This is a genomic window from Duganella sp. Dugasp56 (assembly GCF_047304105.1).
Classification (GTDB): domain Bacteria; phylum Pseudomonadota; class Gammaproteobacteria; order Burkholderiales; family Burkholderiaceae_D; genus Rugamonas; species Rugamonas hordei.
In genome coordinates, this window is sequence record NZ_JBGLYQ010000055.1 from 1 (window position 1) to 23,321 (window position 23,321).

At 68.2% G+C, this 23,321-nt stretch carries 25 protein-coding genes and 2 riboswitches; of the genes, 16 read left to right on the top strand and 9 right to left on the bottom strand.

Features of this window, described 5'->3' with window-relative positions; genetic code table 11:
- Positions 1-14: 14 nt before the first annotated feature.
- On the bottom strand, positions 15-281 hold the full coding sequence (locus tag ACCD07_RS28020; RefSeq protein WP_413449238.1) for a hypothetical protein: 267 nt from the start codon (positions 279-281) through the stop codon (positions 15-17).
- 213 nt (positions 282-494) lie between these two features.
- Between ACCD07_RS28020 and ACCD07_RS28025 the strand changes: the two genes are divergently transcribed.
- Positions 495-707 carry a hypothetical protein gene (locus ACCD07_RS28025; RefSeq protein WP_176651128.1) on the top strand — a complete coding sequence of 71 codons (213 nt, stop codon included), beginning with the start codon at positions 495-497 and terminating at the stop codon, positions 705-707.
- Positions 708-768: 61 nt separating this feature from the next.
- On the opposite strand, the gene ACCD07_RS28030 is transcribed toward ACCD07_RS28025, so the two are convergent.
- Positions 769-1,329 (bottom strand): ATP-dependent Clp protease proteolytic subunit, encoded by a 561-nt coding sequence (locus ACCD07_RS28030; protein WP_413449239.1) that lies wholly within the window; start codon positions 1,327-1,329, stop codon positions 769-771.
- A gap of 152 nt (positions 1,330-1,481) precedes the next feature.
- A riboswitch (glycine riboswitch) is annotated at positions 1,482-1,580 on the top strand.
- Positions 1,581-1,585: 5 nt separating this feature from the next.
- A riboswitch (glycine riboswitch) is annotated at positions 1,586-1,694 on the top strand.
- 75 nt (positions 1,695-1,769) lie between these two features.
- Between ACCD07_RS28030 and gcvT the strand changes: the two genes are divergently transcribed.
- The 6 genes from gcvT (at position 1,770) to ACCD07_RS28060 (ending at position 7,430) form a co-directional block, all read left to right on the top strand.
- Positions 1,770-2,897: a glycine cleavage system aminomethyltransferase GcvT gene (gcvT, locus tag ACCD07_RS28035; RefSeq protein ID WP_413449240.1), complete on the top strand. Its 1,128-nt coding sequence runs from the start codon at positions 1,770-1,772 to the stop codon at positions 2,895-2,897.
- A gap of 36 nt (positions 2,898-2,933) precedes the next feature.
- On the top strand, positions 2,934-3,314 hold the full coding sequence (gcvH, locus tag ACCD07_RS28040; protein ID WP_176651131.1) for a glycine cleavage system protein GcvH: 381 nt from the start codon (positions 2,934-2,936) through the stop codon (positions 3,312-3,314).
- A 100-nt stretch (positions 3,315-3,414) separates the two neighbouring features.
- Positions 3,415-6,309: an aminomethyl-transferring glycine dehydrogenase gene (gcvP, locus tag ACCD07_RS28045; protein WP_353404494.1), complete on the top strand. Its 2,895-nt coding sequence runs from the start codon at positions 3,415-3,417 to the stop codon at positions 6,307-6,309.
- Positions 6,310-6,400: 91 nt separating this feature from the next.
- Positions 6,401-6,733, top strand: a complete 333-nt coding sequence (locus ACCD07_RS28050) for an ArsR/SmtB family transcription factor (protein ID WP_413449241.1) — start codon at positions 6,401-6,403, stop codon at positions 6,731-6,733.
- Positions 6,734-6,741: 8 nt separating this feature from the next.
- Positions 6,742-6,999, top strand: a complete 258-nt coding sequence (locus tag ACCD07_RS28055; RefSeq protein WP_176651134.1) for a hypothetical protein — start codon at positions 6,742-6,744, stop codon at positions 6,997-6,999.
- 23 nt (positions 7,000-7,022) lie between these two features.
- Complete coding sequence (locus tag ACCD07_RS28060; protein ID WP_413449242.1) at positions 7,023-7,430, top strand: hypothetical protein; 408 nt, start codon at positions 7,023-7,025, stop codon at positions 7,428-7,430.
- On the opposite strand, the gene ACCD07_RS28065 is transcribed toward ACCD07_RS28060, so the two are convergent.
- Both ACCD07_RS28065 and ACCD07_RS28070 read right to left on the bottom strand, forming a co-directional pair.
- The gene (locus tag ACCD07_RS28065; protein ID WP_413449243.1) at positions 7,427-9,058 is read right to left on the bottom strand and encodes a methyl-accepting chemotaxis protein; all 1,632 of its coding nucleotides are present in this window, start codon (positions 9,056-9,058) and stop codon (positions 7,427-7,429) included. The two genes, ACCD07_RS28060 and ACCD07_RS28065, sit on opposite strands and share 4 nt — an antisense overlap.
- 6 nt (positions 9,059-9,064) lie before the next feature.
- Positions 9,065-9,508, bottom strand: a complete 444-nt coding sequence (locus ACCD07_RS28070; RefSeq protein WP_413449244.1) for a cache domain-containing protein — start codon at positions 9,506-9,508, stop codon at positions 9,065-9,067.
- Between the two features lie 106 nt (positions 9,509-9,614).
- On the opposite strand from ACCD07_RS28070, the gene ACCD07_RS28075 reads away from it, so the two are divergent.
- The 6 genes from ACCD07_RS28075 (at position 9,615) to ACCD07_RS28100 (ending at position 15,837) form a co-directional block, all read left to right on the top strand.
- Complete coding sequence (locus ACCD07_RS28075; RefSeq protein WP_176651138.1) at positions 9,615-9,950, top strand: DUF6677 family protein; 336 nt, start codon at positions 9,615-9,617, stop codon at positions 9,948-9,950.
- Between the two features lie 90 nt (positions 9,951-10,040).
- The gene (locus ACCD07_RS28080) at positions 10,041-12,056 is read left to right on the top strand and encodes a TonB-dependent receptor plug domain-containing protein (protein ID WP_413449245.1); all 2,016 of its coding nucleotides are present in this window, start codon (positions 10,041-10,043) and stop codon (positions 12,054-12,056) included.
- 1 nt (position 12,057) lies between these two features.
- Entirely contained in the window at positions 12,058-12,633 is a 576-nt protein-coding gene (locus ACCD07_RS28085; protein ID WP_413449246.1) for a YfiR family protein, read from the top strand.
- Entirely contained in the window at positions 12,630-14,543 is a 1,914-nt protein-coding gene (locus ACCD07_RS28090) for a putative bifunctional diguanylate cyclase/phosphodiesterase (RefSeq protein ID WP_413449247.1), read from the top strand. Before ACCD07_RS28085 ends, ACCD07_RS28090 begins: the two co-directional genes overlap by 4 nt.
- An 84-nt stretch (positions 14,544-14,627) precedes the next feature.
- On the top strand, positions 14,628-15,044 hold the full coding sequence (locus ACCD07_RS28095; RefSeq protein WP_176651142.1) for a cupin domain-containing protein: 417 nt from the start codon (positions 14,628-14,630) through the stop codon (positions 15,042-15,044).
- A gap of 64 nt (positions 15,045-15,108) precedes the next feature.
- Complete coding sequence (locus ACCD07_RS28100; RefSeq protein WP_413449248.1) at positions 15,109-15,837, top strand: hypothetical protein; 729 nt, start codon at positions 15,109-15,111, stop codon at positions 15,835-15,837.
- A gap of 11 nt (positions 15,838-15,848) precedes the next feature.
- On the opposite strand, the gene ACCD07_RS28105 is transcribed toward ACCD07_RS28100, so the two are convergent.
- From ACCD07_RS28105 to ACCD07_RS28120, 4 genes are all read right to left on the bottom strand, one after another.
- Positions 15,849-17,318, bottom strand: coding sequence for a hypothetical protein (locus tag ACCD07_RS28105; protein ID WP_413449249.1), 1,470 nt, complete (start codon positions 17,316-17,318; stop codon positions 15,849-15,851).
- Positions 17,315-18,187, bottom strand: coding sequence for an ATP-binding cassette domain-containing protein (locus tag ACCD07_RS28110; RefSeq protein ID WP_176651145.1), 873 nt, complete (start codon positions 18,185-18,187; stop codon positions 17,315-17,317). The genes ACCD07_RS28105 and ACCD07_RS28110 overlap by 4 nt, the downstream gene beginning before the upstream one ends.
- Positions 18,184-18,582, bottom strand: coding sequence for a GntR family transcriptional regulator (locus tag ACCD07_RS28115; RefSeq protein WP_176651146.1), 399 nt, complete (start codon positions 18,580-18,582; stop codon positions 18,184-18,186). Before ACCD07_RS28115 ends, ACCD07_RS28110 begins: the two co-directional genes overlap by 4 nt.
- 81 nt (positions 18,583-18,663) lie before the next feature.
- Positions 18,664-18,936: a hypothetical protein gene (locus tag ACCD07_RS28120; protein ID WP_176651147.1), complete on the bottom strand. Its 273-nt coding sequence runs from the start codon at positions 18,934-18,936 to the stop codon at positions 18,664-18,666.
- Between the two features lie 104 nt (positions 18,937-19,040).
- Here ACCD07_RS28120 and xth point away from each other — a divergent pair, with 104 nt between their 5' ends.
- From xth to ACCD07_RS28135, 3 genes are read left to right on the top strand one after another with little or no spacing between them, the layout of a single operon-like run.
- Entirely contained in the window at positions 19,041-19,826 is a 786-nt protein-coding gene (gene xth / locus ACCD07_RS28125; protein WP_413449250.1) for an exodeoxyribonuclease III, read from the top strand.
- Positions 19,823-20,590, top strand: a complete 768-nt coding sequence (locus ACCD07_RS28130) for a histidine phosphatase family protein (RefSeq protein WP_176651149.1) — start codon at positions 19,823-19,825, stop codon at positions 20,588-20,590. The genes xth and ACCD07_RS28130 overlap by 4 nt, the downstream gene beginning before the upstream one ends.
- Before the next feature lie 2 nt (positions 20,591-20,592).
- A complete protein-coding gene (locus ACCD07_RS28135) occupies positions 20,593-21,486 on the top strand; it encodes an NAD(P)H-hydrate dehydratase (protein WP_413449251.1) in 894 nt (297 codons plus the stop codon).
- Between the two features lie 99 nt (positions 21,487-21,585).
- Here ACCD07_RS28135 and ACCD07_RS28140 read toward each other — a convergent pair whose 3' ends face one another.
- Positions 21,586-23,253, bottom strand: a complete 1,668-nt coding sequence (locus tag ACCD07_RS28140) for a peptide chain release factor 3 (RefSeq protein WP_413449252.1) — start codon at positions 23,251-23,253, stop codon at positions 21,586-21,588.
- Positions 23,254-23,321: the final 68 nt, after the last annotated feature.

Here is a 23,321-nt window from a genome sequence, read left to right on the forward strand (position 1 = left end):
CCGATGATTAGGCACTAAAAGAAACCCCGGGGGGTGGGGGGGGGGGGGGGGGGGGGGGGGGGGCGGGGGCGGGGGGGGGCCGGGGCGGGGGGGGGGGGGGGGCGGGGGGCGCCGGGGGGGGGGGGGCGGCCCCGCGGCAGCGCTGCGGATGGCGAATTTGCCGAACCGGCCGTGGATCTGGCGGACTCGGCGGAAGTCCGGCAGCCGTTGCGGGCGTTGCCGAAGCCGGCCGAGCGCCGCAAGCAGGCGCGCACCGGCGCACCGGCGGCGGCCGGCGGCAAGCGCGCAAAAGGAAATAGCGGCGCCGCGCAGCAGGCCGAGTGGGAGGAATTTTAAGCGGGCAGCAAGGCATGCTCCTACACGCCACCAAGAGGAATTCCGATAGCGATCCCCTACACGAAAACGCATCATTGCCACACCTGAAACGCGGCGGAATTTCAAGTGTCGGCGCGAATCCGGCGAGTACGTTCTTTCACTTTCGCAAAGGAATCAAAATGAACTCGAATCAAAAAGGTGGCGGTAGTAAACAAGGCTCCAACCAGGGCAGCAGCAAGCAGTCCGGCGGCCAGGGTTCGTCCAGCGGATCGCGCGGCAGCAGCGGCGGCACGCAGGGCGGCACCCATGAGCAGCACGTGGAGGCCGGCCGTCAAAGCCACAAAAACGACGGCAAGAAACAGTCCGGCGGCTCCGGTAATCAAGACCGCTGAATAAGCCGGCGAGGCCGGTGAGGCCAGCGGCGGTCACTGCGGCGCCAGCCCCGGCGCCGCATCAGATGTTTGCCACCCGTTGTCCGCGCGGCGGCACGAAATCCTTCACTTCATTGATCATCCCTACCACCTGGCCTTCGGACGCCGTCAGGTGCAAATCGGAATATTCGTGGATGCGCCAGTGCTCGGCGGTGAGCTGCACGTGCTCGCGCAGGATCTGCTCGGTACGGGCATCGTCCGCCTGCAAGCCCTCGACGATGATGCGCAGCGCGTCCGGCCGGGCGCCGTGCGGCGCGCTGGCGTGTGACTTGTGCACCATGAAGCGCGCCGTGTCGCTGGCATAGCGCTCCGAGCCGGACAGGAACAGGATCACCGCGATCGAGGCCACCGCGCCGGCGTTGTAGGTGCAGATGCGGATCGGCAGCTTGCTCAGGTAGTTGTACAGGCAGATGCCGTCGCTGACGTAGCCGCCGTTGGACTGGATCAGGATATGGGCGGTGGTGATGCGGTCCTCCGTCATGTCGGCGACCGCGTCGAACACGCGACGCACCATGTCGCTGTTGACGTCGCCGGACAGGGTGAACCACGCGTGGCCCTCGTAAGTAGTTGAATCTTGGCTCATGGCTGGGCTCTCGAATAGGTGTGGTTTATTCTAGCAAATAGTTGTTTTGCCGGCCTTATTGTTGCATTCATTCGTGCGCGGGTATTGTTGCCACCATCGCCGCCACCGTTGCCGTCAAGATTGACAATATCGCCCTTCTGACATATATTCCCGAGTCTTGATCGGGAGAGGGTTGCCGGGCGAATTCGCCGGAGCAGCCGCCGAAGGGGCACTACCCAAAAACTCTCAGGCAAAAGGACCGATCAAGGGGCCAGTTTGGCTCAACTCTGGAGAGCGGCCGCGGCATACGCCGGCGGCCCACCGAAGGGGCGCGCGGAGATCCATTTCTCCGTAATCTCTCAGGTACCAAGGACAGAGGGGTCTGCGATCATTGTGGAATCAGCTTTTTAGCCGTTCCTTGTATGTTCTGTTAACCCCTATTCGAATTGGACCGAGGAATCATGACGCTCAAAGCCACCCCACTCAACAACGCCCACCGCGCCGCCGGCGCCCGCATGGTCGATTTCGGCGGCTGGGACATGCCGGTCAACTACGGTTCGCAGATCGAAGAACACAACGCCGTGCGCACCGACGTCGGCATGTTCGACGTGGCCCACATGTGCGTGGTCGACATCAAGGGCGACAACGCGCGCGCCTTCCTGCGCGGCCTGCTGGCCAACAACGTCGACAAGCTGCAGGTGTCGGGCAAGGCGCTGTACTCGTGCATGCTCAACCCGCAGGGCTTCGTCATCGACGACCTGATCGTCTACTTCATCAACGAGAGCTGGTTCCGCCTGGTGGTCAACGCCGGCACCGCCGAAAAAGACGTGGCCTGGATGCAGCAGCAAAACACCGCCACCAACAGCGGCCTGACCATCACCCAGCGCAGGGATGGAGACGGCGCCAACGCCATGGCCTTGATCGCCGTGCAGGGCCCGAACGCCCGCGCCAAGGTATGGCAGGTGATCCCGGAATCGAAGGAAGGCACGGCCGACATGAAGCCGTTCAACGTGGCCTTCGCCCACAGCCCTGTGTTCGGCGAGGCGATGATCGCCCGCACCGGCTACACCGGCGAAGACGGCTTCGAGATCGGCGTCGCCGCCGACCAGGCCGAGAAGCTGTGGAACGCGCTGGCCGCGGCGGGCGTCAAGCCGGCCGGCCTGGGCGCGCGCGACACCTTGCGCCTGGAAGCGGGCATGAATCTGTACGGCCAGGACATGGACGAAACCGTCAACCCGCTGGACGCCGGCCTGGCCTGGACCATCGACCTGGTCGCCGAGCGCGACTTCATCGGCAAGGCCGCGCTGCAGGCGATGGGCCAGAACGCCCAGTTCGTCGGCCTGATCCTGCGTGAAAAAGGCGGCGTGCTGCGCGCGCACCAGAAGGTCGTCGTGGCCGGCACCGACGCCGTCGGCGAGATCACCAGCGGCACCTTCAGCCCGACCATGCAGCAGGCCATCGCGCTGGCGCGCGTGCCCAACGGCGTGGCCGTCGGCGACACCGTGCACGTCGAGATCCGCGACAAGAAGCTGGCCGCGTCCGTCGTCAAGCTGCCGTTCGTGCGTAACGGTAAAATCCTTGCTGTATAAATTAGTACCCCTGACACCTACCCTCTGGAGCCTTACATGAATATTCCTGCAGACCTGAAGTACACCGAATCCCACGAATGGGTACGCGCTGAGTCTGACGGCACCGTCACCGTCGGCATCACCGAGTTCGCGCAGGACGCGCTGGGCGACATCGTCTTCGTCGAACTGCCGAAAGTGGGCACCACCTACGGCGCCGGCGACGACGCGGCCGTGGTGGAATCGGTCAAGGCGGCCAGCGACATCTACGCGCCGATCGCCGGCGAAGTCGTGGCCGTCAACGAAGACGTGGCCAGCGCGCCGGAATCGATCAACACCGACGCCTACAGCGCCTGGCTGTTCAAGATCAAGCCGGCCGACGCCGCAGCGATCAACGGCCTGATGGACGCCGCCGCCTACGGCAAGACCACCGAAGCGTAATTTCGCCGCCACGCCGCACCGTCATTCCCGCTTGCGCGGGAATGACGGCAGCGGCTGATTTGCCGTCCCGCTCACTTACTCAGCTCCCCGCCCCCATATCATGACCCGCACCAGCCTGACCCAACTCGAAGCCCGCGACGCCTTCATCGCCCGCCACATCGGCCCTGACGCCGCCGAACAGGAAGCCATGCTGTCGGTACTCGGCTACGCCTCGCGCGCCGCCCTGATCGACGCCCTGGTTCCCGCCAACATCCGCAACCAGGGCGCGCTGCCGCTGGGCGCGTACTCGCAGCCGATGCCGGAACAGGAAGCGCTGACCAAGCTGAAAAAGATCGCCTCGAAGAACAAGGTGCTCAAGTCGCTGATCGGCCAGGGCTACTACAACACGCTGACGCCGGGCGTCATCCTGCGCAACATCTTCGAGAACCCGGCCTGGTACACCGCCTACACGCCTTACCAGCCGGAGATTTCGCAGGGCCGCCTGGAAGCGATCCTGAACTTCCAGCAGACCGTCACCGACCTGACCGGCATGGGCATCGCCAACGCCTCGATGCTGGACGAAGGCACCGCCGCCGCCGAGGCCATGACCTTGCTGCAGCGCGTGGGCAAATCGAAATCTGCCGTGTTCTACGTTGCCGACGACGTGCTGCCGCAGACCCGCGAAGTGGTCGAGACCCGCGCCAAGCCGCTGGGCATCGAGGTGCGCGGCTTCCATCCGGCCGAGCTGGCCGGCATCGGCGAAGCCTTCGGCGTGCTGCTGCAGTACCCTGGCGTCAACGGCGCGGTGCGCGACTACGCGGCCGACGTGGCGACGATCAAGGCCAAGGGCACGATGGTGGTGGTCGCCGCCGACCTGCTGGCGCTGACCATGCTGACGCCGCCGGGCGAATGGGGCGCCGACGTCGTCGTCGGCAACAGCCAGCGCTTCGGCGTGCCGCTGGGCTTTGGCGGCCCGCACGCCGGCTACCTGGCCACGCGCGACGAATTCAAGCGCAGCATGTCCGGCCGCCTGGTCGGCGTCACCATCGACGCCCAGGGCAACAAGGCCTACCGCCTGGCGCTGCAAACCCGCGAGCAGCACATCCGCCGCGAAAAAGCCACCTCCAACATCTGCACCGCGCAGGTGCTGCTGGCGGTGATGGCGTCGATGTACGCCGTCTACCACGGCCCGAAAGGTCTGCAGCAGATCGCCAAGCGCGTGCACCGCTACACCGGCGTGCTGGCGTCCAACCTGAAGACGCTGGGCTACACCGTCGTCAACGACAGCTACTTCGACACGCTGACCGTCGCCGTCAAGAACGCCGAGCAGCTGCACGCGTCGGCCCATTCGCACGGCGTCAACCTGCGCGTGATCGACGCCTCGCATGTCGGCGTGTCGCTCGACGAGACCACCACCCGCGAAGACATCGCGCTGCTGTGGACCGTGTTCGCGCATCCGGTTGGCGGCCCGGCCCACGGCCCGGACTTCGACACCGTCGAAGCGGCTGTTTCGCGCTCGTTCCCGGAATCGCTGGCGCGCACCAGCGACTACCTGACGCATCCGGTGTTCAACCGCTACCACTCCGAAACCGAAATGCTGCGCTACCTGCGCAGCCTGGCCGACAAGGACCTGGCGCTGGACCGCACCATGATCCCGCTCGGTTCGTGCACGATGAAGCTGAACGCGACGTCCGAGATGATCCCGGTCACCTGGCCCGAGTTCTCCAACATCCACCCGTTCGCGCCGGACGCGCAAACCGTCGGCTACCGCGAGATGATCGCCCAGCTGGAAGAGATGCTGTGCGCGCTGACCGGCTACGCGGCCGTGTCGCTGCAGCCCAACGCCGGTTCGCAGGGCGAGTACGCCGGCCTGCTGGTGATCCAGGCCTACCACGCTTCGCGCGGCGAAGGCCACCGCAACATCTGCCTGATTCCGTCGTCGGCGCACGGCACCAACCCGGCGTCGGCCAACATGGTCGGCATGCAGGTGGTGGTGACCGCCTGCGACGCCAGCGGCAACGTCGACCTGGCCGACCTGAAGGCCAAGGCCGAGCTGCACTCGAAGAACCTGGCCTGCGTGATGGTGACCTACCCTTCGACCCACGGCGTGTTCGAGGAAGGCATCCAGGAACTGTGCGAAATCGTCCACGGCCACGGCGGCCAGGTCTACATCGACGGCGCCAACATGAACGCGCTGGTCGGCGTGGCGGCGCCGGGCTCGTTCGGCGGCGACGTGTCGCACCTGAACCTGCACAAGACCTTCTGCATCCCGCACGGCGGCGGCGGTCCTGGCGTCGGCCCGATCGGCGTCGGCGCGCACCTGGCCAAGTTCCTGCCCAACCAGCGCTCGAACGGCTATATCCGCGACAACGCCGGCATCGGCTCGGTCAGCGCGGCGCCGTACGGTTCGGCCAGCATCCTGCCGATTTCGTGGATGTACATCGCGATGATGGGCGCCGAAGGCCTGACCGCGGCCACCGAGACGGCGATCCTGAACGCCAACTACATGGCGCGCCGCCTGTCGCCGCACTTCCCTGTGCTGTACTCGGGCCACGACGGCCTGGTGGCGCACGAGTGCATCATCGACCTGCGTCCGCTGCAGGATGCCACCGGCATCAGCAACGAGGACGTGGCCAAGCGCCTGATGGACTTCGGCTTCCACGCGCCGACCATGAGCTTCCCGGTGCCGGGCACCCTGATGATCGAGCCGACCGAGAGCGAATCGAAGGCCGAGATGGACCGCTTCATCGACGCCATGATCACCATCCGCGGCGAGATCGCCAAGGTTGAAAGCGGCGAATTCGACAAGCTGGACAACCCGCTCAAGTTCGCGCCGCACACGGCCGAGGTGTTGACGGCCGACGTCTGGGAGCGCAAGTACAGCCGCGAAGTGGCGGCCTACCCTGTGCCGTCGCTGCGCAAGCAGAAGTACTGGCCGCCGGTCGGCCGCGCCGACAACGTCTACGGCGACCGCAACCTGTTCTGCGGCTGCGCGCCGATGAGCGACTACGAGTAAATCACCCGCTCCTCACGAAGCCCGGCACGCGCCGGGCTTTTTTTTGCCTAAAGTGTTTGACACGCTGACACCTGTCAGATATTCTTTACACATGAAATCGAAAACGCCAACCCCCACCGGAGACCAGCTGCTGGCCATGCTGGCGGCGCTGTCGAATCCGCACCGGCTGCGCATCATCGCCGCCCTGTCGGCGGGCGGACGCAACTACGTCAGCCAGATGGCGCGCGAGCTGGGCATCAGCCGGCCCTTGCTGCACCTGCATCTGCAGAAGCTCCAGGACGCCGGGCTGGTCGCCAGCCAGCTGGAGTTGTCCACCGACGGCAAGGCGCTGAACTATTTTGAAGTGAACGCCTTTGCCGTCGAGCTGACCCCGGCCTTGATCGCCGAGGCGGCGAAAACCCTGTCCAACAACACTGAAACCTAGAGGCCATCATGTCCGAACACATCTATTTGTTAACCCTGGCCCTGCCGCTGGCGGCCATCGTCGCGGTCTTCGGCCTGCGCGCGCTGGCCGCGGTCAAGCAGGCCAGGCTGCGTTTTGAGAACGATGAAGAGTACCGGCAGATCGCCGAGAAATCGGCGGCCGCGCAGGCCGAAACGGCAGCCGCGCTGAAGGCCATGGGCGCATCGCTGGCCGACGTCCAGTCGCGGCTGGCGCAGGTCGAGAAGGTATTGAAGGAAGTCGAGTAGTCCACTTTTTAAGGAGCCACGCCATGCATCAAGTATCGTTGTTACGCCTGTATATGCTGAGAACCGTCTACCTGATCATCGCCGTGGGCCTGGGCCTGGTGATCTGGCCCGGCGTGATCCATCACACCCAGCCGTGGGGCCTGATGCAGGGCTTCGTCAACTGCATGCTGGCCGCGTTCGGCCTGCTGTGCGCGCTCGGCATCCGCTATCCGCTGCAGATGCTGCCGGTGCTGCTGTGGGAGCTGAGCTGGAAAGTCCTGTGGCTGGTCGTCGTCGCGCTGCCGGCCTGGCAGGCAGGCCCGCTGGATCAGGCCATGCTGGAAAACCTGATTGAGATAGCCGTGGTGGTGATCATCCCGATCGCCATGCCGTGGGGCTATGTGTTCAATAAATACTTGAAACAGCCGGGCGACCGCTGGGTGGGCGCCTAGCTGCGCACCGACGCCAGACGCAGACGCGCCACGCGGGGCGAGCCCGCCGGATGGACCAACCCGGGCGGATCGCGTCCTTCGTCCAGCTTGAACGTCGCCACCGCCTCCGACAGCGTGACGGCCTGGCGCTGCAGGCCGGTCGCGGCGGCGGCGGCCTGCTCCACCAGCAGCAGGTTTTGCTGCGTCACCTGGTCCATCTCGACGATGGCCTGTTTTACGTCCTGCAAGCCCTGCGCCTGTTCCGCGCTGGCCTCGCTGATCTGGCCGATGATGTCGCCCACCTGCCGCACCGACGCCACGATCTCCTCCATGCTGACGCCGGCCTCCTCCACCGAGCGGCTGCCGCCCTCGATCTCGGCCACCGACTGGGCGATCAGCAGCTTGATCTCCTGCGCCGCAGTGGCCGAGCGCTGCGCCAGCGTCAGCACCTCGCCCGCCACCTGCGCGAAGCCCTGCCCGTGCGCGCCCGCGCGCGCCGCCTCGGCCGCCGCGTTCAAGGCCAGCAGATTGGTCTGGAAGGCGATGCCGTCGATCACGCCGACGATCTCCACCACCTTGCGCGAGCTGCCGCGGATGGCCGCCATCGTCACCACCAGCCGCTGCACCACGCTGCCGCCGCGCACCGCGAAGCTGGTGGCGCAGCGCGCCAGCTGGTTGGCCAGTTGCGCGTGGGACGCGGTCTGCGTCACGGTCGCGCTGAGCTCCTGCATCGAGCTGCTGGTCTCCTCCAGCGTGCTGGCCTGCGCCTCGGTGCGCTGCGTCAGATCGGCATTGCCCTGCGCGATCTCGCGCGAGGCGGTGTCGATCGACTGCGCCGACGCCAGTATCGTCTTCAAGGTCGTGTTCAGGTTGCGGATGCTGGTGTCCAGGGCGCGCGCCGTCTCGGCGATTTCGTCCTTGCCGTAGACCCGGTTCTTCACCGTCAGGTTGCCCTCGGCCAGGTCGACCGCCGCCGCGCCGATCTCGCGCACCTCCTTCAGCATGGCGTTGCGCACCGCCATCGTCACCAGCAGCGACAGCGCGATCGACAGCGCCACCACCACCGGCATCATGGTCGACAGCGACTTGAACTCGGCTTCGGCGTCGGCGTAGGCGCGCTCGCTGAGCGACTGCTCCAGCCGCGACAACTGCTCCAGCCGCTGCGCCACCACGTCGAACGCGCGCTCGGCCTTGGACATGGCGTTGGCCGCCATCGACTGGTCCACCATGGCCAGCTCGATGACGTCGGCGATGGCCTGGACGTACAGCGCGTGCGCGGCCTGCGACTGTGCCACGAAGCGCCGCTCGGCGGCCGAGTTCTGGGTGGCCATCTCCAGCTGCGCGAACTGGCGGTCCAGCGCCGCGTGGCGGGCGTGGATGTCGCGCACCAGCGCGTCGATGCGCGGCGGCGAGAAGCTGGCGTTGATCCAGGTGAGCAGCTGGTAGATCTCGGTGTGCGCGTGCTGGGCGCCGGCCACCAGGTCGGCCGCCGCCTTCAGCCGCACGGCGCGCTGCTGCACCATGTCCTCCAGCCGCTGGTTCTGCCGCACCATGCCCAGCCCGGCGCCCGCCGACAGCACGATCAGCAGGATCAGCACCACGCCGGGCGCCAGCAGCAGCTTGGGACCTATCCTCAGTTTGCTGAGCATCGCGGCTCAGTGCTTGTAGATGCCGGCTTCCAGCGCCACGTCGCCCACCCGCAGCACGTAGGTGGTCTTGGCCTCGACCTTGCCCGATTCGGGGTTGCGGAACTTGTAGCCGACCCAGCCGTGACCCTGGCCGCGCGCCACCGCCACCATCTCCCGGCGGAACGGCTTGCCGTCGGCGTCCGGCACGTCGAGCAGGTTCTTGCCGATCAGCGCGGTGGTCGGATGGGCCACGGTGATGCCTTCCAGGTCGCGCATCGCCAGGTACAGCGCGCCCTGGTTGAATTCCGGGTCCCGGCTGTTGATGCGCGCGATCATCGCCGCCTTGCCGTGCGTGCGGACGAACCGGGCGCCCTTCTCGGCCAGCGCGACCGCGTCTTTTTCGTTGGGCGCGGCGGCGGCCGCAATGTAAGGGCCGCTCAGCAGCAGGATGATGGCAAACAAGGCGCGCATGATTCCCCCCGGCAGGTAAGATGTTGTAATCTACGTCACGCCACCCGGCCTAATATTGCGTTTAGTCAATTCCACCACGGCCCGACAAAGAAACAACAGGAACCCCATGAAAGCCTCCACCAAGGCGGCGCTGATCTCGGCGCTGCTGTTCCCCGGCCTCGGCCACCTGGCGCTGCGGCGCGGCCTGCGCGGCCTGCTGTTCATCGTGCCGACGCTGCTGGCGGCCGGCTATCTGCTGCGCACCACGCTGGTACTGGCCGGCACGCTGGTCGACGACATCAACAGCGGCAAGCTGCCGTTCGACCCGTTCGCCATCCTCGAACGCGTCAACGCCTCCGGCATTGACAATCCGGCCACCAACGGCGCCGCGCTGGTGTGCATCGTCTGCTGGGCCGGCTCGGTGCTCGATGCGCTATGGCTGGGCCGCCAGCAGCGCCACTGACACCGCTACCTGTTGCGGAAACGCCATTGCAACACGGCAGCCGCCGCGCGCCCCTGTACAAGCGCGCCGCGACCTGCCACCATCTTAACTATGAGAAACAAAATCCCGCGTCCACCGCGCCGTGCGCTGGCCGCGCTGACCTTGCTGCTGACGCTGGCGCCCGCGCGCCACGCCGCCGCCGATAGCACCGACCACTCCGCCGCGCCGCAGGACGCCGACCTGACCGCGTTGCCGCTCGAACAGCTGATGGCGCTGGAAGTATACAGCGCCTCCAAATTCACCCAGCGCGCCAGCGAGGCGCCGTCCAGCGTGACCGTGCTGACCGCCGCCGACATCCGCGCCTACGGCTGGCGCACGCTGGCCGACGCGCTGCGCAGCGTGCGCGGCCTGTACGTCAGCTACGACCGCAACTACAGCTACCTGGGCGCCCACGGCTTCCTGCGGCCGGGCGACTACAATACCCGCTTCCTGCTGCAGATCGACGGCAACCGCGTCAACGACGCCGTCTACGACCAGGCCCCGCTGGGCGCCGAATTCCCGCTCGACCTGGAGCTGGTCGAGCGCATCGAATACGTGCCCGGCCCCGGCTCGTCGATCTACGGCGCCAACGCCTTCTTCGGCGTGATCAACGTCATCACCCGCCGCGCCCAGGACCTCGAAGGCAGCAACGCCAGCGTCAGCGGCGGCCAGGGCGGCGCGCGCCGCGCCAGCGCCAGCCACGGCTGGCGCGACGGCGCCGGCATCGACTGGCTGCTGTCGGCCAGCCGCTACAAGACCGACGGCCGCGACCTGTTCTACGCCGACTACGCCGGCGACGGCAGCGACGGCGTGGCCCGCGGCCTCGATTACGAAAGCGGCAGCCGCCTGTACGCCAAGGCCACGCGCGGCGCCTGGACCGCCACCCTGCTGCACGCCGAACGCGACAAGGGCGTGCCGACCGCCTCGTTCAGCCAGGCCTTCAACGACCCGCGCTCGCGCACCATCGACGACCAGACCTATGCCGACCTGGCCTGGCACGGCGCGCTCGGCGCCCGGGCCGAGCTGGACGCCCGGCTGTACTGGGGCGCCTACGAAACGCTGGGCGACTACGTCACCGATAACCAACTGCGCACCCTCAACCGCGACCTCAGCACCGGCCGCTGGTGGGGCGGCGAACTGCGCGCGCTGGCCGCCGCCGGCGGCCACAAGCTGCTCGCCGGGCTGGACTTCGAGGACGACTACCGGCTGCGTCTGCTCAACTTCGACCTCGAACCGGCGCAGAGCTACCTGGAACAGAACCGGCAAGGCCGGCGCATCGGCCTGTACGTCCAGGACCAGGTGGCGCTGACGCCGACGCTGCTGCTGAACGCCGGCCTGCGCTACGACCACCACCCCGGCAGCGGCGGCGTGTTCAACCCGCGCCTGGCGCTGGTCCGGCAGTGGGACGTCGCCACCACCGTCAAGGCCATGTACGGCAGCGCCTACCGCGCGCCCAACCTCTACGAGCGCTTCTACCAGGTGCCCGGCGCCGGCGGCCAGCTGGCCAATCCGGCGCTGGGCCGCGAGCGCATCCGCAGCAGCGAACTGGCGCTGGTGCGCCAGCTGGCGGGCAACCGCCGGCTCACCGTGTCGGCCTTCCGCAACGAGGTATCGGGGTTGATCGCCGCCGTCGACACCGGCGAGCTGCCGATGTTCATCAACGCCGGCACGGCGGTCGCGCGCGGGATCGAACTCGAATACGAGCAGAACTGGGCCAACTCGGCGCGGCTGCGCGCCAGCTACACCTGGCAGCGGGTGCGCCAGGACGGCGCCGGCGACGGCGTCAACACGCCGCCGCAGCTGGCCAAGCTCAACCTGGCGCTGCCGCTGGCCGGCGCCTGGCGCGCCGGCGTCGAAGCCCAGTACGTCGGGCAGCGGCAAATGATACAGGGCGGGCGCAGCGGCGCCCACCTGCTGGCCAACCTGAACCTGTACTCGCAGCGGTTGACGCGCCACTGCGACGTCGCGCTGGCGGCCTACAACCTGTTCGACCGCCGCTACGCCGACCCGGCCGCCGAGGAGCACCGGCAAAACGCCATCGCCCAGGACGGCCGCCGCCTGCAGCTCAAACTGACGCTGGCCTACTGACATGCCCGTCGCGCACCTTTTCTCCCCGTCCACCCTGCGCGCCGCGTCGCGCGGCGCCTTGTGCGCGCTGCTGCTGGCGGCCAGCGGCGGCGCCTGGACGCAGGTGCCGCCGCCGGTCACCGCGCCGGTGGCCGAATACCAGCTCAAGGCCGCCTACATCTTCAACTTCGCCGTGTTTGCCGAATGGCCGGCCGACGCGCTGGCGGCCGGCGATCCGCTGCAGCTGTGCGCCTACGCCGGCAACACGCTGTTCGACGCGCTGCAGGCGCTGGCCGACAAGACCGTCAACGGCCACCGGCTGGCGGTGCGGGCGCTGGCCGGCGACAGCACGCGCGGCTGCCACCTGCTGGTGCTGGACCGCCAGGACCGCGAGCGCTGGCCGCTGCTGCACCGCAGCCTGACCTTCGCCAGCGTGCTGACGGTGGCCGACGACCGCCAGATCGCCGCCGCCGGCGCCATGCTGTCGCTGTTCATGGAAGACAAGCGCGTCGTGTTCGACGCCGACCTGGGCGCGGTGCGCAGCGCCCGCCTGCTGCTCAGCTCCAAGCTGCTGCGCCTGGCCAGGAGCGTGCAATGAGCAAGCCGCCGCAGTCGCCCACGCCGCTGCCGAACATCTCGCTGCGGCCCGGCCCGCTGGGCAGCCGCGTCGCGCGCAGCAACCTGATGGTGGCCGGCGCCGCGCAGGCCCTGGCCGGCGTGCTGCTGGTGCTGTTCCAGTACATCGCGCTGCGCGGCGCGCTGCTCGACGACCTGCAGGTGCAGGCGCGCATGACCGGCAACAACAGCACCGCCGCGCTGCTGTTCGGCGACCAGCGCGCCGCCGCCGAAACGCTGGCCGGGCTGGCGCTGTCGCCGGCGGTGCAAAGCGCGGCCGTGCTGGACCGCGCCGGCCGGCCGCTGGCCGGCTACCAGCGCGACGGCGCCGCCGCGCCCGCGCTGACGCCGCAACTGCTGGCCGAGCGGCGCCAATTCAGCGGCGCCACGCTGGAGGTGCTCGAACCGGTGTCGGCCAACGGCGAGATGATAGGCAGCGTCGTCATCCGCGCCTCGCTGGCGCCGCTGTACCAGCGCCTGACCGGCTTTGCCGGCTTCACCGTGGCCGCCGCGCTGGCCGCGCTGGGCCTGGCCTGGCTGCTGGTGGCGCGCATGCGCGCCGCCGTGCGCAAGGCCGAGCAGCACCTGCACTACCTGGCCCACGTCGATCCCATCACCTCGCTGCCGAACCGCAACGAGTTCAACGAGCGGCTGGCCGCCTGCCTCAAGCGCGCCGACCGCCAGCACACCGCGGTCGGCCTGCTGCTGCTCGACCTCGACAACTTCAAGGTGGTCAACGACACGCTGGGCCACAACTGCGGCGACCTGCTGCTGCAGCTGGTGGCGCAGCGGCTGCGCGGCACGCTGCGCGCGCACGACATCATCTGCCGCATCGGCGGCGACGAGTTCGTGGTCATCATCGAAGCGGCCGAAGCGGCCGGCGAAGCCGACACCGTGGCGCGCAAGATCCTGCGCGCGCTGTCCGAGCCGTTCCAGATCGAGCACCATCTGCTGCACGTCAGCGCCAGCATCGGCGTGGCGGTCTACCCGGCGCACGGCGACAACGCGCTGTCGCTGATGCGCGGCGCCGACACCGCCATGTACTACGCCAAGAGCCTGGGCAAGAACGGCTACGAAATGTTCCTGCCCGAGATGGCGCTGCGCGCGCACAAGCGCCTGAAGATGGAGGCCAACCTGCGCCGCGCGCTGCAGGAAAACCAGCTGACCCTGCACTACCAGCCGCAGATCGACGTGCGCAGCGGCCGCATGACGGGCATCGAAGTGCTGTGCCGCTGGACCTGCCCCGAGCTGGGCACGGTCAGCCCGGCCGAATTCATCCCGGTGGCCGAGGAAAGCGGCGTCATCGTCCCGCTGGGCCGCTGGGTGCTGCAGACGGCCTGCCGCCAGGCCGCCGCCTGGCGCGGCCAGGGCCTGTTCGACGACATCGCCCACTTTGCCGTCAACCTGTCGGCCGCGCAGACGCGCGACGTCGGCCTGATGGACGAGGTGCTGGCGCTGCTCAAGGAAACCGGGCTGCCGGCCGGCGTGCTGGAGCTGGAAATCACCGAGGGCGTCATGATGGACAACGTCAACGCCAACCTGGCGCTGATGCAGCGCATCCAGGAAGCCGGCATCCACCTGTCGATCGACGACTTCGGCACCGGCTACTCGTCGATGGCGTATTTGAAACGCTTCCCGATCGACCAGCTGAAGATCGACCGCAGCTTCGTCAGCGACGTGCCGGGCGACGGCGCCGCCATCGCCACCGCCATCATCGCCATGGCGCACAGCCTGAACCTGTCGGTGGTGGCCGAGGGCGTCGAAAGCGCGCAGCAGGTCGAGTTCCTGCGCGAGGCCGGCTGCGACATCATGCAGGGCTATTATTTCGCCAGGCCGATGGCCGCGCCCGAGCTGGAAGCGCTGCTGCGCGAACGCCGCCGCTTCATCGGCTAGCGGCGCCGGACCGTCTGTCGTACAATCTGCCTGCGCACCGCCATACGACAGCCTTCGATGTACCTTCCGCCGAAAGGACACGCCATGAAACCGCTTCCGTTTGCCCGCACCACGCTGATTCGCAACACGCTGTTCGTCCTGCTGCTTGCCGGCGCCGCCGGCACCTTGCTGGCCCAGGCCCCCGGGATACGCCGCACGGTGATCAAGAAGGCCGACGTCTCGGTGCCCGGCCGCGAAGCGGTGGTGGCCAGGGTAGAGCTGGACGCCGGCGCCACCGCCGGCCGCCACACCCATCCCGGCGACGAGATCAGCTACGTGCTCGAAGGCGAAGGCGAATTGCGCATCGACGGCGAAGACCCGCGCCGCGTCAAGGCCGGCGAATCGTTCGTGATCCCGGCCGGCACCGTGCACGACGCCCTCAACGTCGGCAGCGGTACGCTCAAGCTGGTCGGCGTGTACGTGGTCGAAAAAGGCAAGCCGCTGGCTACCGCCGCCAAATAGTTGTCATCACAGTTTCATCTGATGGCGCTACAGTGGCGGCGCCTCGAATGAATATTGAACTGTAATGATGATGATGTTGACTTCCCTCGCCCGGCTGCGCGCAGCCGGTGCATACGCCGCCCCTGCCGCCCTTGTCCTCCTGCTGGCGCCCGTCTGCGCCCACGCCGGCCGTCCGATGACGGTCGACGATGCCGCCATTGCCGCGCCCGGCCAATGCCAGCTGGAGACCTACGCGCAGCATGCGCAGCACTACGACGAATACTGGGCCACGCCGGCCTGCAATGTCGGCGGCGACTGGGAGCTGGCCGTCGGCGGCGCCTGGGCCGACGACACGGCCGGCCCGCACAGCCGCACCGTGCACTTCGGCCGGGTGCAGGCCAAGACGGTGTTCAAGCCGCTGGAGACCGACGGCTGGGGCCTGGGACTGGTGCTGGCCGACCAGTTCCGCACCGGCCGCAGCGGCGACGGCGACCTGTCGGCCAACGTGCCGCTCAGCTTTTCGCTGCGCGGCGATGCGGTGCTGGTGCACGTCAACCTGGGCGTGATGCGCCCGGCCGACGTCCGCCGCAGCAGCGCCACCTGGGGCAGCGGCGCCGAGTTCAAGCTCGGCGAGCGCGACTCGCTGACGGCCGAAGTCTACGGCCAGCAGCGCGCCGGCTCGCGCTACCAGTTCGGCCTGGCCCACGCGCTGATCCCCGACCACCTGCAGATCGACGCCACCTGGGGCCGGCGCCTGGCGCGCGGCGCCGTCGAACAGGTCGTCACGGTGGGGCTGGTGCTGCAGTCCAACTGAGCGGCCGCGCGTCAAACCGCCAGCCGGCCCGCGGGGAACGCCTGCGGCAGCGCCATCATGCGCTGCCAGCGCAGTCCCATGGCCAGCACCGACAGCAGCGCCAGCGCGCTGCCCAGCCAGAACCATGGCATACCGGGCACGCTGCGCTCGACCTGCATCGCCACCAGATAGACCACCGCCCCGGCAAAGCAGCCGCCCAGGATCATCGTATGGTTGTAGCTGAACGGCATGCCGGCGTAGTCGCGCAGCAGTATGAGACCGAACGGCAGCACCGCCATCGCCATCACGAAGGTCGCGCCGCGCAGCGGCGGACCGCCGACGATCGCCGCATCCAGCCCCGCCGCACAGGCAAAGGCCGCCAGCCAGACCAGCAGGAAACGCGTCAGCAGCGTGCGCGCCAGCAGACGGTTGAGCGCGGCCGCTCGCGGGGCGCCCGGCGTCAGCAGGTACAGGCTTTGCTCCGTGCCGCGGCGGCTGATGGCGCAGGCCGCGCCGCCGGCGTAGGTCAATGGCGCCAACAGTACCGACATCTGGATCACCGAGGTCTGCGCCATTTGCTGCACCAGGCGGACGTCCGGGCCCAGGTACAGCACCAGCAGCACCGTCATCAACGCCAGCAGCAGCAGGCCGCCGACGGCGACGCCGTGATGGCCTTCGACGCCCACCGTATGCATCATCATGCGCGCGGCCGATGCCGGGACGGCGCGCCGGTTGTCGCGCCGCAGCGTCGCCCGATAGACGGCGCCCGATGCCGTGCACCACAACTTCACCCAGCGCGGCATGCCGCTGGCGGCGGGAGCGCCAGCCGACGGCGCCAGGTTGCGCTGGCGCGCCAGGCGCGCATTGAGTTTTCTGTGCCATGTCCAATGGTTGTCGCCACCGCGCGGGAACACCGCCAGCAGTCCCCACGCGCCCAGCGCGGCGACCACGACCAGGCCGACGCCCGCCACCGCCGGCTCGCCGGCCGCGGCGGCCATGCCGATCAGCTGTTCCAGCCGCCGCTCCACCGACACCGATGCAAGGATCACCGCCGACGGCAGGAACACCAGCAGCATGTAGCGCTGCACGAACAGCATGTACACGCAAAACAGCCCGACACCCGCCAGCAGGTAGCCGAAATGGCCGAACACCGCCGCCAGCAGCGCCGAAGCCAGCAGCGTCGTGGCGACGAGCACCAGCACCGTCAGCACCATCAGCCGGCGCCGCAGTTGCGGCACCAGGCCGGCGTACTCCGGCTGGTTCTGCCGCGCCGCGCTGCGCAGCCAGGTGCCGCACCACAGCAGGATGCCCGCCGCAGCAGCGCAGGCGGCGACCGCGCCGCCGAAGCGCGGCAGCGCCGGCGACAGTCGCAACAGCAGCGGCGCGCCGATCGCCACCGCCGCCAGCAGCGCGCTCACGCGCAGCATCATGCCGCGTCCGCAGCGGTCCAGTATCACCTGGCGCATCAGCTGGCCGTAGCCGTCGTAGAAGGCCGCGCTCATTTGGTCACCTCGACGAACAGGTCTTCCAGGCTCAGGGTTTCGACCCGCAGCTCCGGCCCGGCGCGCAGGTCGGCCGCCTCCTGCCCGCTCAGCCGCGCCAGGATGCTGACGCCGCCGCTGCGGTCCTGCCGGCGGCCGATCTCGTCGCGGAAGCGCAGCGGCGCCAGCGCGGCGGCGCTGCCGGTGATGCGGTGCGTGCTCTCCAGCAGCTCATCCAGCGGCGCCTGCAAGGTGATCTTGCCGCCCTGCAGGAACGCCACGTCCAGCGCCACCCGCTCCAGGTCGGACAGGATGTGGGTCGAGAAGATCACCGTCGTATCGCGCTCGATGACGCCATCCACCAGCTCGTGCAGGAAGTCCCGGCGGCCGACCGGATCGAGGCTGGCCACCGGCTCGTCCAGCACCAGCAGGCGCGGATCGTGCGCCAGCGCGCGGATGATCGACAGCCGCTGCTTCTCGCCGCCGGACAGGCGGCCGATCTGCTTGCCGGCGCAGTCGGCCAGGCCCCAGCGCTCCATCAGGCCGGCCACCTTGGCCTCGTTCCAGCGTGGGTACAGCGCCTTGAAATAGTCCAGCATCTGCGCCGGCGTCAGCCACTCGAACAGCTCCGACTTCTGCGGCACGTAGCCGATGTTGGCGCGCGCCTCGTCGCCGATCTGCGCGGCCGGCTGGCCGAACAGCGTGCTGGCGCCGGCGTCGGCCTCGCGCAGCCCGAGCAGGCATTCGAGCAGGGTCGACTTGCCGGCGCCGTTGCGGCCCAGCAGGCCGATCACCTTGCCCGGCGCGATGTCCCAGTTCACGCCCTGCAGCACTTGCTGGCCGCCGAACGATTTATGCAGGTTGGCGACATTGACGATCGATGCATTCATTTCTCTTCCTTCAGGATTTTATTAAAGAGAGCGATCACGGCGTCCGGATCGAGTTCGAGTTGACGGGCTTCGGCGGCGGCCCGCTCCAGCGTGGGCCGCAGCAGCGCTTCGCGTTCGTGCGTGCTGTGCGGCGCCGCCTTGCGCTCGGCCACCAGCATGCCGATGCCCCGGCTGCGCGCCAGCAGGCCTTCGGTTTCCATCATGTTGTAGGCCTTGGAGACGGTCATCGGATTGACGGCCAGCGCCTGCGCCACTTCGCGCACGGACGGCAGCACGTCGCCCGGCGCCAGCACGCGGGCGGCCAGCAGTCGGCGGGTCTGCTCGATCAGCTGGCGGTAGATCGGCTCGGACGAACCGGTCGCGATCGTGTACAGGGAGGGGGTATGGGAAGTCATCGCCAGTCGTATCCGTGTATTAGTTGAATAATACAGTAGACTACAAACGGCGGCTTGTCAAACAAAAAATATGCGGAGGGGTCAGCTGTTGCGGCGCTGCTCCGGCTGCCACAGCACCCGCGAAATGGTGCGCAGCGACACGCCCTGGGCGGCGAAATAGTCGATCGCGGCGATGTGGCCCTTGCAGGCGTACAAGGCGAGGCCGTTTTCCACCACCCGCGCCATGTCCTTGTCGGGCCGGGCGACCAGCCGCAGCGGCTGAGGATTGCAGCCGGGCCAGGTCTGCTTGCGCGGAGGCGGCGCGCGCAATGGATGGATGATGCCGACCACGCGGCCGGATTTGCTGTTGTCCATGTCACTTCCTCGTTCCGGATATGCCGCCAGCTTAGTACCGCCAACGCCGGCGGTATGTGCGGCCACGCACGGTGGCGGCGGCGCGGCTGACTGATAATCGGCTCATGCGCATCGCCACCTTCAACGTCAACGGCATCAACAGCCGCCTGCCCGCCCTGCTCGCATGGCTGGAGCGCACTCGGCCGGACGCCGTCTGCCTGCAGGAGCTGAAGGCGCCGCAGGACAAGTTTCCCGAAGCCGCTATCAACGAGGCCGGCTACCAGGCCGTCTGGCACGGCCAGAAGAGCTGGAACGGCGTCGCCATCCTGGCCCGCGGCGAGGCGCCGGTCGAGGTCGGGCGCGGCCTGCCCGGCGATCCGGACGACGAACAAAGCCGCTACATCGAAGCGGTGGTCGGCGGCGTGCTGATCGCCGGCCTGTACCTGCCGAACGGCAATCCGGCGCCCGGCCCCAAGTTCGACTACAAGCTCCAATGGTTCGAACGGCTGATCGTGCACGCGGCCAGGCTGCTCGACAGCGGCGCGGCGGTGGTGCTGGCCGGCGACTTCAACGTCATGCCGACCGAGCTCGACGTCTACAAGCCCGAGCGCTGGGTCGACGACGCGCTGTTCCGCCCCGAGGTGCGCGCCGCCTTCCACCGGCTGCTGGAACAGGGCTGGTGCGACGCGCTGCGCACCATGCATCCGGGCGAAAAGATCTACACCTTCTGGGACTATTTCCGCAACGCCTACAGCCGCGACGCCGGCCTGCGCATCGACCACCTGCTGCTCAGCCCCGCCCTGGCGCCGGCGCTGAAGGCGGCCGAGGTCGACCGCGACGTGCGCGGCGGCGACAAGCCCAGCGACCACGCCCCGGTATGGGTGGAGCTCGAACTGGAGGGGCGCTCATGAGCGAACAGAAATGGCCGCACCAGCTGTGGCTGGCGCGGCATGGCCAGAGCGCCGGCAACGTCGCGCGCGACGCCGCCGAAGCCGGCGCGCAATTGCTGATCGATATCGCCGGGCGCGACGTCGACGTCGCGCTGTCGCCGCTGGGCCGGCGCCAGGCGGTGGCGATGAGCGGCTGGTTCGGCGCGCTGCCGGCCGAGGCGCGGCCCAGCGTGGTGCTGTTCTCGCCCTACGCCCGCGCGCGCGCCACCGCGCAGGCGGTGCTCGACGCGCTGGACCGTGACCGGCTGAGCGCCGTGGTGGCCGACGAGCGCCTGCGCGAAAAAGAATTCGGCATCCTCGATCGGCTGACGCCGCTGGGTATCCGCGACAAATATCCGGAGCTGGCCGAACAGCGCCAGCACGTGGGCAAGTTCTATTTCCGTCCGCCGGGCGGCGAGAGCTGGTGCGACGTCATCCTGCGCCTGCGCAGCACGCTAGACACCATCACCCGCGAGTACCGCTGCGAGCGGGTGCTGATCGTCGCGCACCAGGTGATCGTCAACTGCTTCCGCTACCTGCTGGAGCGCATGGACGAGGACGCGATCCTGGCGATCGACCGCGCCGGCGACGTGCCCAACTGCGGCATCACCGAATACCGTTACGACCCCGGCGCGGGCAAGCACGGCAAGCTGGTGCTGGTGCGCGCCAATTTCGTCGCGCCGCTCGAACAGTCCGGCACGCCCGTCACCCATCAGCCGGACCTGCCGGCCGCACCCAAATCATGATCATGGACGACACCGAACACATCATTGAAATCACCGCCGCCACGCTGCGCGACTGGCCGCTGCCCATGCCGGACGCGGAGGCCGACAAGGAAACGCGCGGCCACGTGCTGATCATCGCCGGCTCGCGCGAGATGCCGGGCGCGCTGCTGCTGGCGGCCGCCGCGGCGCTGCGCGCCGGCGCCGGCAAGCTGACCATCGCCACGGCCGCCGGCGTGGCGCCGCAGATCGGCGTCACGCTGCCGGAAGCGCGCGTGATCGGGCTGGCCGAGACCGCCGAGGGCGGCTTGCAGGACAGCGGGCACAGCCTGCGCGACGCCTGCCGCCAAGCCAGCGCGGTGCTGATCGGCCCCGGCATGCAGGACGACGCGGCCAGCACGGTGCTGGTGCGGGCGCTGCTGCCGCACTGCGCCGAGGTGCCGCTGATCCTCGACGCCGCCGGCATGAGCATCGTGCGCGCCAGCCACGGCAGCCACCGCTTCGACCAGCCTGTGCTGTTGACGCCGCACGCCGGCGAACTGGCGGCGCTGAGCGGCGCCGACAAGCTGGAAATCACCATCCAGCCCGAAGCGGCCGCGCGGCGGGCGGCACAACGCTGGCACGCCACCGTGGCGCTGAAGGGTCCGGTGACCGCGATCGCCGCGCCGTCGGGCCGCCTATGGCGTCACCAGGGCGGCAACACCGGCCTGGCGATATCCGGATCGGGAGATGTGCTGGCGGGATTGATCGTGGGCCTGGCGGCACGCGGCGCCGCGCTGGAACAGGCGGCGTCGTGGGGCGTGGCGCTGCACGCGATGGCGGGTGAACAGCTGGCGCTGCAGCATGGCCCGCTGGGCTACCTGGCGCGCGAGATCAGCGCCGAGGTGCCGGCCCTGCTGCGCGCCATGGCGGCCCATTAAGTAATCCGGGGTCAGATCTGACATTCGGACACGAACTCTACCGTAACAGCCGCTACGGTAGAGTTCGTGTCCGAATGTCAGATCTGACCCCGGGTTTGTTTAGACCAGCTTGGCCGAGTGCTCGCGGGTGGCGTGGAACTGCAGCTTCGGCCAGCGTTCCTGCGTCAGGCGCAGGTTGACGCTGGACGTGGCCAGGTAGGCCAGGTTGCCGGCCGCGTCGTAGGCGACGTTGTGGCCCAGCGCGTCCTCGAAGTCCGACAGCGCCTTCTTGTCGTCGCTGGACACCCAGCGCGCGCTGCTGATGCTGGTGCCTTCGAACACCGCGTCGACACCGTATTCGTTCATCAGCCGGCTGGCGACCACCTCGAACTGCAGCACGCCGACCGCGCCCAGCACCAGCTCGCCGCCCTGCACCGGCTTGAACACCTGCACCGCGCCCTCCTCGCCCAGCTGCTGCAAGCCCTTGTGCAGCTGCTTGATCTTCAGCGGGTTGCGGATGCGCACCGAGCGGAAGAAGTCCGGCGCGAAGTACGGAATGCCGGTGAAGGTCAGCAGTTCGCCTTCGGAGAACGAGTCGCCGATCTGCATGTTGCCGTGGTTGGGCAGGCCGATGATGTCGCCGGCGTACGCCTCTTCCACCTGCTCGCGCGACGACGCCATGAACGTCACCACCGACGACACCTTGATCTCACGCCCCAGACGCAGGTGCTTGACCTTCATGCCGCGCTCGAAACGCCCCGAGCACACGCGCAGGAAGGCGATGCGGTCGCGGTGCGCCGGGTCCATATTGGCCTGGATCTTGAACACGAAGCCGGTGAACGGCTGCTCCTTCGGATCGACCGCGCGCACCGTGGCGTCGCGCTCGCGCGGCGCCGGGGCCCAGTCGACCAGCGCCGACAGGATCTCGCGCACGCCGAAGTTGTTGATCGCCGAACCGAAGAACACCGGCGTCTGCACGCCGGACAGGAACTGCTCCAGGTCGAACGGATGCGAGGCGCCGTGCACCAGCTCCACTTCCATCTTCAGCTGGTCCATCTCCAGCGGGAACATCTCCTGCAGGCGCGGATTGGCTATACCCTTGATGATCTCGAAGGCGCCGTCGGCCTTTTCCTCACCGGCCTTGAACAGCATGATCTCGTCGTTCAGCAGGTGGTACACGCCGCGGAAGTTCTTGCCCATGCCGATAGGCCAGGTCACCGGCGCGCACTGGATCTTCAGCACCGATTCAAGCTCGTCGAGCAGCTCCAGCGGATCGCGCGTCTCGCGGTCCATCTTGTTCATGAAGGTGACGATCGGCGTGTTGCGCATGCGGCACACGTCGAGCAGCTTGATGGTCTGCGCCTCGACGCCCTTGGCGGCGTCGATCACCATCAGCGCCGAGTCGACCGCCGTCAGCACGCGGTAGGTGTCTTCCGAAAAGTCCTGGTGGCCCGGGGTGTCGAGCAGGTTGACCACGTGGTCGCGGAATTCGAACTGCATCACCGACGAAGCCACGGAAATGCCGCGCTGCTTCTCGATCTCCATCCAGTCGGAGGTGGCGTGGCGGCCGCTCTTGCGCGCCTTGACCGTGCCGGCCATCTGGATCGCGCCCGAGAACAGCAGCAGCTTTTCCGTCAGCGTGGTCTTGCCCGCATCCGGGTGGGAAATGATGCCGAAGGTGCGGCGGCGCTGTACTTCGCGCGCGATCAGCGCCGGTGTTTTGGCGTTGATCGCGGTGTTCGCGTCGTCGTTATTTTCGGGTATTGCGTTTTCGATATCGTTGACCATTTGTTCGCGATCTGAGGCGGTTTTGCAAAACCCTCGATTTTACCGATACTTGGCCGCCCCGTGTGAAC

Excerpts from the sequence above, each read along its gene's own strand:
- ACCD07_RS28025 (WP_176651128.1), top strand. The coding sequence starts at position 495 with ATGAACTCGAATCAAAAAGGTGGCGGTAGTAAACAAGGCTCCAACCAG.
- ACCD07_RS28030 (WP_413449239.1), bottom strand. The coding sequence starts at position 1,329 with ATGAGCCAAGATTCAACTACTTACGAGGGCCACGCGTGGTTCACCCTG.
- gcvT (WP_413449240.1), top strand. The coding sequence starts at position 1,770 with ATGACGCTCAAAGCCACCCCACTCAACAACGCCCACCGCGCCGCCGGC.
- gcvH (WP_176651131.1), top strand. The coding sequence starts at position 2,934 with ATGAATATTCCTGCAGACCTGAAGTACACCGAATCCCACGAATGGGTA.
- gcvP (WP_353404494.1), top strand. The coding sequence starts at position 3,415 with ATGACCCGCACCAGCCTGACCCAACTCGAAGCCCGCGACGCCTTCATC.
- ACCD07_RS28050 (WP_413449241.1), top strand. The coding sequence starts at position 6,401 with ATGAAATCGAAAACGCCAACCCCCACCGGAGACCAGCTGCTGGCCATG.
- ACCD07_RS28055 (WP_176651134.1), top strand. The coding sequence starts at position 6,742 with ATGTCCGAACACATCTATTTGTTAACCCTGGCCCTGCCGCTGGCGGCC.
- ACCD07_RS28060 (WP_413449242.1), top strand. The coding sequence starts at position 7,023 with ATGCATCAAGTATCGTTGTTACGCCTGTATATGCTGAGAACCGTCTAC.
- ACCD07_RS28065 (WP_413449243.1), bottom strand. The coding sequence starts at position 9,058 with ATGCTCAGCAAACTGAGGATAGGTCCCAAGCTGCTGCTGGCGCCCGGC.
- ACCD07_RS28070 (WP_413449244.1), bottom strand. The coding sequence starts at position 9,508 with ATGCGCGCCTTGTTTGCCATCATCCTGCTGCTGAGCGGCCCTTACATT.
- ACCD07_RS28075 (WP_176651138.1), top strand. The coding sequence starts at position 9,615 with ATGAAAGCCTCCACCAAGGCGGCGCTGATCTCGGCGCTGCTGTTCCCC.
- ACCD07_RS28080 (WP_413449245.1), top strand. The coding sequence starts at position 10,041 with ATGAGAAACAAAATCCCGCGTCCACCGCGCCGTGCGCTGGCCGCGCTG.
- ACCD07_RS28085 (WP_413449246.1), top strand. The coding sequence starts at position 12,058 with ATGCCCGTCGCGCACCTTTTCTCCCCGTCCACCCTGCGCGCCGCGTCG.
- ACCD07_RS28090 (WP_413449247.1), top strand. The coding sequence starts at position 12,630 with ATGAGCAAGCCGCCGCAGTCGCCCACGCCGCTGCCGAACATCTCGCTG.
- ACCD07_RS28095 (WP_176651142.1), top strand. The coding sequence starts at position 14,628 with ATGAAACCGCTTCCGTTTGCCCGCACCACGCTGATTCGCAACACGCTG.
- ACCD07_RS28100 (WP_413449248.1), top strand. The coding sequence starts at position 15,109 with ATGATGATGATGTTGACTTCCCTCGCCCGGCTGCGCGCAGCCGGTGCA.
- ACCD07_RS28105 (WP_413449249.1), bottom strand. The coding sequence starts at position 17,318 with ATGAGCGCGGCCTTCTACGACGGCTACGGCCAGCTGATGCGCCAGGTG.
- ACCD07_RS28110 (WP_176651145.1), bottom strand. The coding sequence starts at position 18,187 with ATGAATGCATCGATCGTCAATGTCGCCAACCTGCATAAATCGTTCGGC.
- ACCD07_RS28115 (WP_176651146.1), bottom strand. The coding sequence starts at position 18,582 with ATGACTTCCCATACCCCCTCCCTGTACACGATCGCGACCGGTTCGTCC.
- ACCD07_RS28120 (WP_176651147.1), bottom strand. The coding sequence starts at position 18,936 with ATGGACAACAGCAAATCCGGCCGCGTGGTCGGCATCATCCATCCATTG.
- xth (WP_413449250.1), top strand. The coding sequence starts at position 19,041 with ATGCGCATCGCCACCTTCAACGTCAACGGCATCAACAGCCGCCTGCCC.
- ACCD07_RS28130 (WP_176651149.1), top strand. The coding sequence starts at position 19,823 with ATGAGCGAACAGAAATGGCCGCACCAGCTGTGGCTGGCGCGGCATGGC.
- ACCD07_RS28135 (WP_413449251.1), top strand. The coding sequence starts at position 20,593 with ATGGACGACACCGAACACATCATTGAAATCACCGCCGCCACGCTGCGC.
- ACCD07_RS28140 (WP_413449252.1), bottom strand. The coding sequence starts at position 23,253 with ATGGTCAACGATATCGAAAACGCAATACCCGAAAATAACGACGACGCG.